The organism is Flagellimonas sp. L-11, from assembly GCF_056857735.1.
This window is the reverse complement of record NZ_JBSXNR010000072.1, coordinates 116,615-130,191: the sequence shown is the minus strand read 5'-3', so window position 1 is coordinate 130,191 and position 13,577 is coordinate 116,615. Positions and strand designations below refer to the sequence as shown.

7 protein-coding genes are annotated in these 13,577 nt (G+C 45.1%); 2 read left to right on the top strand and 5 right to left on the bottom strand.

Features of this window, described 5'->3' with window-relative positions; translation table 11 throughout:
- Nucleotides 1-2: 2 nt before the first annotated feature.
- Together AC13CC_RS14290 and AC13CC_RS14285 are read right to left on the bottom strand one after the other, a co-directional pair.
- Nucleotides 3-3,122, bottom strand: a complete 3,120-nt coding sequence (locus AC13CC_RS14290; RefSeq protein ID WP_482877692.1) for a TAT-variant-translocated molybdopterin oxidoreductase — start codon at nucleotides 3,120-3,122, stop codon at nucleotides 3-5.
- Between the two features lie 32 nt (nucleotides 3,123-3,154).
- The gene (locus tag AC13CC_RS14285; protein WP_326277065.1) at nucleotides 3,155-4,522 is read right to left on the bottom strand and encodes a cytochrome c3 family protein; all 1,368 of its coding nucleotides are present in this window, start codon (nucleotides 4,520-4,522) and stop codon (nucleotides 3,155-3,157) included.
- A 235-nt stretch (nucleotides 4,523-4,757) separates the two neighbouring features.
- Between AC13CC_RS14285 and AC13CC_RS14280 the strand changes: the two genes are divergently transcribed.
- Nucleotides 4,758-5,129: an SPOR domain-containing protein gene (locus tag AC13CC_RS14280; RefSeq protein WP_326277064.1), complete on the top strand. Its 372-nt coding sequence runs from the start codon at nucleotides 4,758-4,760 to the stop codon at nucleotides 5,127-5,129.
- A 54-nt stretch (nucleotides 5,130-5,183) separates the two neighbouring features.
- Here AC13CC_RS14280 and infB read toward each other — a convergent pair whose 3' ends face one another.
- The 3 genes from infB to rimP are packed head-to-tail and all read right to left on the bottom strand — an operon-like array spanning nucleotide 5,184 to nucleotide 9,665.
- A complete protein-coding gene (gene infB / locus AC13CC_RS14275) occupies nucleotides 5,184-7,916 on the bottom strand; it encodes a translation initiation factor IF-2 (RefSeq protein ID WP_326277063.1) in 2,733 nt (910 codons plus the stop codon).
- Between the two features lie 42 nt (nucleotides 7,917-7,958).
- Nucleotides 7,959-9,191 carry a transcription termination factor NusA gene (nusA, locus tag AC13CC_RS14270; RefSeq protein WP_293167206.1) on the bottom strand — a complete coding sequence of 411 codons (1,233 nt, stop codon included), beginning with the start codon at nucleotides 9,189-9,191 and terminating at the stop codon, nucleotides 7,959-7,961.
- A gap of 12 nt (nucleotides 9,192-9,203) precedes the next feature.
- Entirely contained in the window at nucleotides 9,204-9,665 is a 462-nt protein-coding gene (gene rimP / locus AC13CC_RS14265; RefSeq protein WP_293167205.1) for a ribosome assembly cofactor RimP, read from the bottom strand.
- Between the two features lie 343 nt (nucleotides 9,666-10,008).
- Between rimP and AC13CC_RS14260 the strand changes: the two genes are divergently transcribed.
- Nucleotides 10,009-13,425, top strand: coding sequence for a PA14 domain-containing protein (locus AC13CC_RS14260; RefSeq protein WP_293167204.1), 3,417 nt, complete (start codon nucleotides 10,009-10,011; stop codon nucleotides 13,423-13,425).
- Nucleotides 13,426-13,577: the final 152 nt, after the last annotated feature.

Below are 13,577 nucleotides of genomic sequence, written 5' to 3'. Positions count from 1 at the left end.
GATTAAGCCTCGTTGGTGTTTCTAACCTTCACATGGTAGAACACATTTGGTTTTGTTCCTACATGCTCCAACAAATGGTACATTCTATCATCTTCTTTCAAGGCTGCCACTTTACTGTCGTGGTCATTGATATCACCAAACACCATGGCTCCACTGCTACATGCTGCGGAACAGGCTGTTTGGAACTCACCATCCTTGATCACTCTTCCATCTCTCTTGGCATCCAAAATGGTTTTTTGGGTCATTTGAATACACATGGAGCATTTCTCCATAACACCCCTTGAACGTACATTAACATCTGGGTTAATAACCATTTTACCCAAGTCGTTGTTCATGTTAAAGTCAAACTCGTCGTTATCACTATATAAGAACCAGTTGAACCTACGAACTTTATATGGACAGTTGTTGGCACAATATCTAGTACCTACACATCTGTTATAAGCCATATGGTTTTGACCTTGCCTACTGTGCGATGTAGCAGCCACTGGACAAACCGTTTCACAAGGTGCATGGTTACAGTGCTGGCACATTACAGGTTGGAAAGCCACTTGTGGGTTGGCAGATGGATCTTCCATCTCCCTGAATCCGCCAAGAGAACCTTTTTCTCCCCAAAGACCATCCATGCTTTCCTTCTTCTCGTTATCCTCTTCAAAGGTCTCTTCGGAAGAATAATACCTGTCGATTCGCAACCAGTGCATATCCCTTGAACGACGCATTTCAGCTTTACCAACAACAGGAACGTTGTTCTCTGCATGACATGCTATAACACAAGCACCACATCCGGTACATGCATTTAAGTCGATGGACAAATTAAAGTGATGTCCAATGCTTCTATCAAATTCATCCCATAGATCCGCATCCGGCGAAGTCACTGGAATTTCTTGGTGATTCAATGATACGTGAGGCATTGGGTTCCACTCCGCATGGTCTTTGGTATTGAATATTTCCAAGGAGGTTTCCTTGATGATATCCCCTCTACCCATCAATGTTTTATGTGATTGGATACAAGCAAACTCGTGTACCCCGTCCGACTTTTCGACAGTTACGGACTGGACATTGGAGAAGTTTCCATACAAAGTATATGCGTTGACCCCAGTGGCCATCTCCTCTTGCATTCCAGCTTTTTTACCATAACCAAAAGATAGACCAACAGTACCTATTGCCTGACCTGGCTGGACAATTACCGGAACACTATCCAACACTTTACCATCCACGGTCAATTTCACGTAGCTACCATTAACACCACCATCGGCCTCAATTGTATTTTCAAGTCCCCAAGCTTCTGCATCAGCTTTGGAAACCGTTACATAATTGTCCCAAGACACCCTGGAAATAGGATCGGGGAACTCTTGCAACCAAGGGTTGTTGGCCTGACGGCCATCACCCATCCCAACTTTGGAATAGAGCACCAACTCAGTGCCCGGGCTTGTTGAATTTACCAAAGAACGGATTGCAGAGGCTATCGGAACTATTTCAGGCTGACCTTCTTCAGATGCAGTAATAGTTGTTGCCTCAGTATCTTCAATAGCCACTGCAGGTGCGGCGAACACACCATCTTGCAATGCTTGGTTCCAAGATCCACCCTGAAGCACATCTGCACTCCAAGTTTCCTTTATGTACTCGTAGTATGTTTTCTCGACACCCATCCATGTCAAAAGTGCTGTTTGAAACTGTTTTGTATCAAACAACTCGCGAATGGCTGGTTGCATCAAGCTGTATTCTCCTTTTTTGAACTGGGCATCACCCCAAGACTCCAGATAATGTGAAGCTGCAGCCACATAACTGGACGCTTGTGCCGTTTCATCATTGATATATGCAAAGTCAACCGACACGTCCACTTGCTCAAGCCCGGAGAGGAACTCTTCAGCATTTGGCAATGTATACGCTGGGTTAACGCCGTCCATGATCAATGCCCCAACACGTCCTGCGTTCATATCGGCAACCAATTTGGCCACTTTTGCAGCATCACCTTGGCGTACATATTTTGGTTTTTCAGGATCAAAGGCTTCGCTGGCCAATAATTTGTTGATGGCCAACACAACAGTCTGTGCATTTTCGTCATTAAGACCGCTTACAACAACTGCTTTGCTACCTGCTTTTTTGATCTCGGCCGCAACTTTATCAACAGCTTGATCAACATCAGAGGTACCTCCACCAACACTACTGCCGTTCAACTTACCATACAATTTGGCAAGGGCAATTTTTTGCTGTGTAGGCGTCATCGGATATCGCTTGTCGGCATTGGCACCCGTCAAAGACATGTTAGCCTCCAACTGAACGTGTCTCGACATTTTTCCATTTTTTGGAACACGCCCTCTGGCATAGCCAGAGTCGTAACCCCCACCTTGCCAATCCCCAAGAAAATCCGCTCCGAAAGAAACGATCAAATCGGCCTTCTCAAAATCGTAATCGGCCAAGGCACGCTCACCATAAGCTTTTTGGTATGCATTCAATGCGGCATCTTCGGAAATGGCATCGTAAACCACATGGTTCACATTTTCTCCGTATGTTGCCTTAAACTCAGATATTAATTTTGCAGTTGAGGGACTGGCGTGAGTCTGCGTCAACAAAACCACCTGCTTGCTTGAACCCTTCAAGGCATTCAACTTGGCCCTAACGGTTGCATCCAACACCTTCCATTCCACGGGCTCACCATTGGCCATTGGCCCCTGAACCCTTTTGCTATCGTACAAGGTCAAAACAGAAGCCTGCACCCTTGCATTGGCACCTCCGTTGACCTTGGCGTCGGCATTGTTTTCAATTTTGATGGGCCTTCCCTCCCTGGTCTTCACCAAGATGCTGGCAAAATCAAAACCGTCCGCAATGGTAGTGGCATAGTAATTGGCCACTCCGGGAACAATACTGTCCGGTTGCACCACATAGGGAATGGATTTATGAACAGGGCCCTCACAGGCCGCCACTGTAGCGGCTGCCGTACTAAAACCTACATATTTCAAGAAATCCCTACGGGATGTGTTCGAGGAAGACAGGTTTTCCTTGTCGCCCAAAAATTCATCAACGGGAATCTCTTCGGTAAACTCGTTGTTTTTTAGCGCCTCAACAATGGAATCGTTCGGATTCAGCTCCGCTTCACTTTTCCAATATTTTTTGTTTGATGCCATACGATATATCTGAGATTATCTTCTTTTAATTCTTAATAGTGACACTTTCCACATTCAAGACCACCCATCATGGCGGCGGTCAATTTCTCTACCCCATACTTCTTGGACAACTCCTCGTGAATCGCTTCGTAGTAAGCATTGCCCTGAACCTTGACATTGGTCTCGCGGTGACAATTGATACACCACCCCATGGTCAATGGAGCGAACTGCTCCACAACCTCCATTTCCTCGACCGGGCCGTGACAAGTCTGGCACTCGACACCGGCAACAGAAACGTGCTGGGAGTGGTTGAAATAGGCAAAATCGGGCAATTGGTGAATCCTGACCCACTCTACAGGTTGTGTCTCGCCCGTATAGCTTTGGTTTTCTTCATCCCAGCCTACTGCCTTGTATAATTTTTTGATTTCCCCGGTATAAAATTCATTGGTATGGCCTGCTGCCAAATCCTCTGCAGATGGACCTTCCGGATTACCGGTGTATTCGTATATGGATTTGTGACAGTTCATACAAACATTCAAAGATGGAATCCCTGAAGTTTTTGACACCCTAGCAGAAGAATGACAGTATTTACAGTCAATATTATTGTCACCAGCGTGAATTTTGTGCGAGAAATGGATTGGCTGCACAGGGGCATAACCTTGATCCACACCAATTTGCATCATCCAACCATAGGCGAAATAGGCACTGGCCAATAGCAGGAACACCACACTTACCAAAACCAAGAACTGGTTTTGGACAAATGCTTTCCAAAGAGGCAAACGCTTTTCTTTTTCCTTCTCAAGAACAACCCCATTGGCTTCGGCGATTCTTCGCAAGGTCTTGTTCACCAAGACCAACATGACCACCAAAAGACCGAATACCAAGGCCAAGGCCCCAAGAATCATCTCATTGGATATTCCCGAACTCGAACCAGTTGCCTCTCCTCCAGCCGTTGTTGCAGTTGCAGTAGCTGCAGGTGTAGATGGAGGTGCGGCTGTATAAGCCAAAATATCGTCAATATCCTCGTTCGACAATGTTGGAAATGGCGTCATTGCCGCCTGATTGTACTCTGCGTAAATCTTGTTTGCATAGGCATCGCCGGAAGATATAACAGCAGGACTGTTTTTTATCCACTCATAGATCCATTCTTTATCCAACCCCTCATCTTCCATCAACCTTGTTTCCACATTGGCCAATGCAGGACCGGTCATTTTCCTGTCCAAGGAGTGACATGCAGCACAGTTCTGGTTAAACAATTGCTTCCCCTTTACCGGGTCGCCCCCAACAGCATCGGCAGTTTGTTCCGCTGCAGCATCCGTAGCGACCTCAGCCTCTTCCTGTGCATAAAAAGATGATGAGAACAATAGGAAAGTTAAACCTAAAACTTTAGAAAATAGATGGCGGTATAAAACCTTTTTCATATTCGTGAAATTTCTATCGAAATCTTTGGCATGATTCTTTCTATTGAGTTTGAGAGCAATAGCTTTTTACCCTGCCAAGAATGGCAACAAAAGTAAGACATACAGTCATTTTTTGAAATGTTAAGGTATTTATAACTTATAATTTATAAGGATTCTAAATAACATTGCTCCCACATGATTAACCCATAATAATCTACATTTGCAACAAGCGTAAACGATACAACAAAGGAACAATATGAAAACCACTGTATTTGCAGCAATTTTAATTGGCTTAACAACGCATCTTTCGGCTCAGAACGCCCAAGTGAACATTCAACAAGACCCAAAGATCGATGAATTGGTAAAACTCTACACCAAGGTTAGCTCCAATACCGGATATTATCAGATTCAAGTAGGTTTTGGCAACTATAAAAAAGCATTGGATCTCTTGAACCAAGTGGAAGTTGATTTCCCGGACTGGTATTCCAAAATAGAGTTTGAATCCCCCACCTACCGAGTTAGACTGGGACGGTTCAAGACCAAATTGGAGGCCGAAAGGAAGTATTTGGAGGTGCGTAAAAAATATCCGCATGCCATGCTACTAAAACCGAAAGAAAAAGAATCTTAGCCATAAAAAAATCCCGCTTTAAAGGCGGGATTTTTTTTATTCGATCATCTCTTCCTACAGCTTTTTCTTCACTGCTACTTCTTGGAAGGCTTCTATAATATCACCCTCCCTAACATCATTGTAGTTTTTAACCTGTAGTCCACAATCATATCCTTTGGACACTTCCTTGACATCATCTTTAAATCGTTTCAACGAGGCCAATTCCCCAGTGTAGATTACAACACCGTCCCTGATCAACCTGATGCGTGAATTCCTGAATATTTTACCACTGGTGACCATACAACCGGCAATGGTTCCGATCTTGGAAATCTTGAAGGTTTCCCTAACTTCGGCGTTACCCGTGATTTCTTCTTTCATCACTGGGGACAACATACCTTCCATGGCATCTTTAAGGTCGTTGATCGCATCATAAATGATGGAGTACGTCCTGATATCGATTTCCTCCTTATCCGCAATGGTCCTGGCATTGCCCATTGGCCGTACGTTAAATCCGATTATAATCGCATCGGAAGCACTTGCCAACAACACATCGGACTCTGTTATGGCCCCAACTCCTTTATGGATAATATTCACCTGTATCTCGTCGGTGGACAATTTTTGGAACGAATCCGTCAAGGCCTCCACCGAACCATCCACATCACCTTTAAGGATAATGTTCAATTCCTGGAAGTCGCCCAAGGCGATTCTACGTCCAATTTCATCCAAGGTGATATGGCGTTGTGTTCTTACGGATTGCTCACGTTGCAACTGCGAGCGCTTTGCTGCAATCTGTTTTGCCTCACGCTCATCTTCCAACACATGGAATCTATCACCTGCCTGTGGCGCTCCATCCAATCCCAAAATTGAAATTGGCGTGGATGGCCCGGCACTTTCTATGTTCTTACCTCTTTCATCGTGCATTGCCTTGACCTTACCACTACAGGTTCCGGCCAAAACGTAATCACCTATGTTCAAGGTACCGGTCTGCACCAAGATCGTGGCCACATACCCTCTACCTTTATCCAAGAAAGCTTCTACAACCGTACCGGATGCAAGCCTGTTCGGATTTGCTTTAAGTTCCAACAACTCGGCCTCCAACAGTACTTTCTCCAACAGTTCTTTAACCCCTTCCCCTGTTTTGGCAGAAATATCGTGGGACTGAACTTTTCCTCCCCAGTCTTCCACCAACAGGTTCATACTGGCCAAGCCCTCTTTGATCTTATCGGGGTTTGCTGTAGGTTTATCAACTTTGTTGATTGCAAATACAATCGGCACCCCCGCTGCCTGGGCATGGCTTATCGCCTCTTTGGTCTGAGGCATAATATCATCGTCCGCGGCAATTACAATAATGGCAATATCCGTTACTTGGGCGCCACGGGCTCGCATTGCGGTAAACGCCTCGTGACCCGGTGTATCCAAGAATGTTATTTTTTGTCCATCTTCCAACGAAACTCCGTAGGCTCCGATGTGCTGTGTAATTCCACCGCTCTCGCCAGCGATTACGTTTTCTTGACGAACATAATCCAACAAGGATGTTTTACCGTGGTCTACGTGCCCCATAACGGTAACTATGGGTGCACGGGATTTTAAATCCTCAGGGACATCCTCTACCTCTTCGATGGTTTCTTCGATTTCAGCGGTTACAAATTCAACTTCGTAACCAAATTCATCAGCCACGATGGAAAGGGTTTCGGCATCCAAACGCTGGTTCATCGTTACCATGATACCCAAGGACATACAGGCCGAAATAATCTGGGTCGTGGAAACATTCATCATGGTTGCAAGCTCATTGACCGTAACAAACTCGGTCACCTTGAGGATTTTGCTCTCCATTTCTTGTTTCTCAAGATCTTTCTCCGTTTGTTGACGGTGCTGATCTCTCTTTTCCCTACGATATTTGGCGCCTTTGCCCTTACTGGATTTGCCTTGAAGCTTCTCCAAGGTTTCCCGTACTTGTTTTTGTACTTCCTCCTCGGTTGGCTCTACTTTAGGCGCAGTTGAACGCTGTCCTTTTCTTGCAGCACCTCCTCTTATATTTCGGCCACCACCAGCTTGTGGGCCATTCTTCACAATTCTTCTTCGGCGTTTTTTACGCTCTCCGGCATCGGATGAACCGCCTTTGGCTTTTTGGCTATCCTCTTTCTTCTTTTTGGCAGGTTTCTTGAACTGGGAAAGGTCAATTTTATCCCCGGTTATCTTGGGGCCTGAAAGCTTTTGGTATTTTGTCTTTATGGTTCCGTTTTCGGCTCCTTCTGACTCTTCTTTGCTTTCGGCACTTTCTTCTTTGGCCTCAGCCTCTTTCTTTTCTGGGGCCTCAGCTTCCAACTTTTCAGTCTTTTCTTTGGCTGGCGCCACTTCTTTTACTTCTTCTTTGGCTTTTTCCGGCTCAGCTTTTGGCGCTTCTTCCTGTTTCGGCTCCTCTTCCTTGGGTTTATCTGGTTTTTTATCCAAATCAATTTTACCCACGGTCTTGGGCCCGGAAAGTTCGGCCTTGGCTTTTACAACTTGCTGTTCCGCTTCTTTTTTCTCTTTGGCCAATCTGCGCTCTTCTTGTTCTTTTTCCATTCGGATTCGGATGGCCTCCTTTTCCTTGCGCTTTTCTTCACCAACTTCCTTGGAAGCAACCTTTTTGCTCTTATCCGTTTGGAATTCATCCAACAGAACTTGATACACCTCATTGGATATTTTAGTGGTAGGACGCGCCTCTACCTCGTGCCCCTCCGAGGCTAGGTAATCGACTGCCCTATCCAGTGAAATGTTCAATTCTCTAAGAACTTTGTTAAGTCGTATTGTTGGATTTTCTGCCATAAATAATTTTACTTGCCCTAAATTTTCGCTGCTAATATAAGCCTAATCTTCAAATTCTTCCTTGAGGATGCGAACGACCTCTTGGATTGTTTCTTCTTCTAGATCGGTTCGCTTTGCCAAATCTTTTACATCTTGCTCCAAAACGCTACGTGCAGTGTCCAATCCAATCTTCTTGAATTCTTCGATCACCCAGCTTTCTATCTCATCGGAAAACTCGGTCAACTCCACATCTTCCTCCACACCTTCACGGAACACATCTATTTCGTAACCAGTCAATTGACCTGCCAATCGTATGTTATGCCCACCCCTACCAATGGCCTTGGAAACTTCCTCTGGCTTAAGGTATACTTGAGCTGTTTTTTTCTCGTCGTTCAATTTAACGGACGACACCCTAGCAGGACTAAGTGCCCGGGTCACCATTAATTGTGGGTTGTTGGTCCAGTTGATCACATCAATGTTTTCGTTGCCCAACTCACGCACAATTCCGTGGATTCGGGACCCTTTCATACCCACACAGGCTCCAACGGGGTCAATTCTATCATCGTAAGAATCAACTGCGACCTTAGCTTTTTCACCAGGGATACGAACCGCTTTTTTAATGGTGATCAATCCATCGAACACCTCAGGAATTTCCTGGAAGAACAATTGCTCCAAGAAAATCGGTGAGGTTCTGGACATGATAATGGTAGGCTTGTTCCCTTTAAGCTCCACACTCTCGATAATACCACGAACGTTGTCCCCTTTACGGAAAAAGTCGGAAGGAATCTGTTTTTCTTTTGGAAGGATGATCTCGTTTCCCTCATCATCCAACAAAATAACCGCACGATGTCTTATATGGTGCACCTCAGCCGTATAGATTTCACCTTCCAAGTCCTTAAATTGCTTGTAGATGGTGGTATTGTCGTGCTCATGGATTTTGGAGATCAGGTTCTGACGCAATGCCAAAATCGCCCTCCTACCCAAATCAATCAGCTTCACCTCTTCCGAAACGTCTTCGCCCACCTCAAAATCGGGTTCGATTTTTCTAGCTTCGGACAAGGATATTTCCTCGTTGGGTTCTTCTACTTCACCATCTTCAACAACCACACGGTTTCTCCATATCTCCAAATCCCCTTTATCGGGGTTGATAATAATATCAAAATTGTCGTCAGAACCAAATTTTTTCTTGAGCGCACTTCGGAACACTTCTTCCAAAATCGCCATAAGGGTAACCCTGTCAATAAACTTATCGTCCTTAAACTCCGAAAAGGATTCGATGAGCGCTAGGTTTTCCATTTTCTACTACAATTAAAATTTTAATTTAACTTTTGCCTCTTGAATATCAGAAAATGCGATTTCCTGCTTTTTCTGCACTGTAATCTTTCCTTTACCCACTGGTTTGGGCTCTCGCGCCTTCCATTCCAAGGTAATACTATCTGTCGAGGTTTCCACCAGTGTTCCCTCCAATTTCCCGGAGCTGGTCTTCACCTGTAATTTTCTTCCAATATTTTTGTTGTACTGACGCGGCAATTGCAAAGGCGATGTAGCTCCAGCCGATGTCACCTCCAAGGAAAAATCTTCCTCCTCACGATCCAAGTTATGTTCAATGGCCCGGCTAACGTTCATACAATCTTGCAGACTAACTCCTTGATCACCGTCCAAAACGACTTTGATGCTATTATCGCCGCCAACCGTAAAATCAACCAAGAACAAGGAAGAATGTTCTTCCAGTGCATTGTCCAACAATTGCTTCACTTTATCCTTCAACATAAGAAATCAGTAATAAAAGAGGGGACTCAAGGTCCCCTCATGAATACTTTTATATCCGTTCAGTTTTGCAAATATACAACAAATAATATCGCATGTGCAACTCATTCAACCACAAAAATAAAGCTTTTGCCATCTACTTTTCAGTGCATTACAATAATTTATAAATGACCGGCTTCCCAATAATCCTGTAGAACATGAATGCCATTTACAGGGTGATTTACAAACACAATAACAACAATCCCTACATTATTATAGGGTTAACATTCGTTTCACCCCCTTTCACAACAAATATTTTGAAGCTAAAGAACCCCCGCTAATTTTGTAGTACAATCAATTAAAGTACATGGGCACAACCTCTTTCTTCGATAAGAAGATGAATCATTTTCCGAATGGATGGATGCTGATCATTGCATTTTTCCTATTGGGAACATTTCTTTCATTTTCCCAAACCACTATTTGGAGCGAAAGCTTCTCCTATAACAACAATACACAAAGTGGCACAGCATCAGGTCCTTCGGCCTCTGATTGGACAACCAATCGGGGGAACAGACTATCTGTTCGGAGCAACGAATTACGAGCCAATAATTTAGACGGAGAAGGCGTTTGGCAAACAGACCCCATAAATATTTATGGCTATACCGAGGTAAGTTTTAGTATGGCAACTTGGGTGAACAATGGGGGTGATATGGATTGGTGGGAGGACTACTTTATTGGCCAATACCGGCTTGACGGAGGTTCTTGGGTAGAGTTTGTAAGTGTCTCTGGGGCTACTTCGGACCCGCTGGATACATCTTATACAGTTAACCTCCCTTCAACGGGCTCCACTTTGGAGATCAGGGTGCGCATGTACAACGACTCAGGCAACGAATATTATTATATAGACGATGTCATAGTAGAAGGAAACCTAGACCTATGTAATGGTGAAATTGATTTTCAATTTTATGATAGTGCACCTTCCGGGTACACCACGGACAATATTCCCACAACGGGTTATCAGGGGACCGGGACTTTTACCAGTTTTAATGTTGATGCACTACAAAACCAAGAAGACCCCGGCGATGCCGACGATTTCAGTATTCGATATTCGGGCTACATTCAGATTGATACGGAAGGCTCGTATACCTTTTTTACATCATCGGACGACGGCTCCAAGCTTTTTATTGATGGAACCGAAGTGGTTGACAATGATGGAAACCACGGCACACAAGAAAGGTCTGGCAACATTTCGCTGACCACTGGACTGCATGACATTACCGTTCTATTTTTTGAAAACGGGGGCGGTGAAACACTGAACGTACAATATCAAGGACCTTCCTTGTCCAAACAAAATGTCCCATTTTCAAAACTATACTCAAATTGTAGTGTGGGCAGTGCCGACCTTGATGGGGATGGTGTTGATGATGTGACCGATATTGATGATGACAACGATGGAATCCTTGATACTGATGAATGTGGCGGGGCCTCTGGGAATTTTGTCCAAACAGCCAGCGATCTTGCTCACTTTAGGACACCATCCAATGCTGAAGGCAATCCCGGGACTACTTACGCCTATAATTCAGTTTACACCTATGAAGATCAGTCCGAAATATTATTACGATTTGCCCAACCCGTGCCCGACGGAACCACATTAAGTGTTTTTTTGGGTGCAGATCCAGCGGTTACGAGCACCAACATGCAGATACAGCGTTCCAATGCCGCAGGAGATAATGAAGGATGGTTAGCTGGGGCCAATGGTACCTCTCCAGGTTCCATTCGTGAAGTAACTTTCACCGTAAACGGACCTAGTCTGCAATACATCAAAGTAATTGCTTGGCAAGTGGGCGCAAGGGTTTATGGCGCCAGTTACGGCGGGTCTGTAGATTGTACCACGGTCGATACCGATGGCGACGGCATACCTAATTACCAAGATCTGGATAGTGATGGCGATGGCATACCCGATAATGTGGAAGCACAAACATCCTTGAACTATATAGCCCCTTCGGGAGTTGATGCCAATAACAATGGACTGGATGATGCCTACGAAGGAAGCGGTTTATCCGCTGTGGACACCGATGGTGATGGCACTCCCGATTTTATGGATACCGACAGCGATAATGATGGGGCATCGGATACCATTGAGGCTACGCTTACCCTAACTGGATCGGACAGTGATAATGATGGCCTGGACAACAATATGGATGGCTCGACCGGGTATTCCGACCCCGGGGGGACTATAGACAACCCTATGAACTCCAACGGCGGTTCTTTAATGCTACCCGATTCCGATGGCGATGTTGCCTCGGGAGGTGACTTGGATTTTAGGGATGGTACTTTTGACGATAACGAACCACCATCCATTACAGCTACGGGAGACCAAATTTTTTGTCCCAGCGATACAATTTCTGTTGTTGAAAGTGTAGATATTACTGATGCCGATAGCAGTACACTGGACGCCGTGTACATACAAGTCACATCCAATTACGATGTTTCTGGCGATGTTTTAAGCCTAACCGGCACACACCCAAACATTACAGCTAGTTGGGATACTTCAGAGGGAAGGCTTTTACTTGATGGACCAGCGACTTTGGCCGAATTTGAGGCAGCCATTGGCGCTGTAGTTTTTCAAACTACGGCCACCGTAAGCAGTGGCGATACAAGAACTTTTTCCATAGTAATGAACGAGGCCAACTATTTGGAATCGACAGGGCATTATTATGAGTATGTTCCTTCCGAAGGAATTACTTGGACCGCTGCCCGCGATGCCGCAGCCTTAAGAACATTTTATGGTCTCCAAGGCTATTTGGCCACCATTTCAATTCAAGATGAATCGGACCTGTTGGGCTCACAAGCACCTGGAGCAGGTTGGATCGGGGCAAGTGATGCCGCCACCGAAGGAGATTGGTACTGGGTAACCGGTCCTGAGGCAGGAACCTTGTTCTGGAGGGGAACTGGTGGTGGAACCGCCTTTGCCTATGAATTTTGGAATTCTGGCGAACCCAATCAATCGGGAGACGAGGATTATGCCCACATCACTGCTCCAGGGGTTGGATTGCCCGGGTCTTGGAACGACCTTTCCAACACAGGAGCTGCCAGCGGGGATTATCAACCAAAAGGATATTTGGTGGAATACGGAGGTATGCCCGGCGACCCCACTCATCCAGACTTAGCAGCTACAACAATGATCACTGTAGAGACAACAGCACCTACAGCAAGTGCTCCAGATCCAATAGCGGTAAATTGTTCGGCTGACATTCCTACACCAGATGTAACCGTAATAACAGATGAAGCTGATAATTGCGATCCAAATCCAACGGTAACTTTTGTGAGTGACGTTAGCGATGGAGGAAGCAAGCCCGAAATCATTACTCGTACATATAGGATTACGGATACGGCCGGAAACACCACCGATGTGGAGCAGACCATTACGATAACACCATTCACCATATCATCACAACCCACAGACCAAACAGTTGTTATGGGCAATAATGGAAGTTTCTCGGTTACGGTTACCAACGTAGACACCTATCAATGGGAGATAAGTACAGATGGAGGAAGTAATTTTGCCCCTATCTCGGATGGAGCTGAATATTCGGGAACGCAAACAGCCAACCTCAGCGTAAACTCGCCGGATACCTCTAAAAATGGATATATCTTCCGTGTACTTGCATCCAACAGTACCGGAAGCTGCAGTCCAATTACTTCGGACCAGGCATCTTTGACCGTTAAAACGGGAAGAGTCATCACCAACCGAGGGGTAACTTACCGCGTGAACAACAACTAATGTATTGCCCAAAACCAGATAAATACCTCTTTTAGGTGATTCACAATTGTTGTAATGCTTCAAGCTGAAAGACCTTTTCCATTGGTATTTCCCACATAAAGGAGTATCAAAAATTCAATTGAAAATATCTTGCCCCTGTATCGAAATAAAAC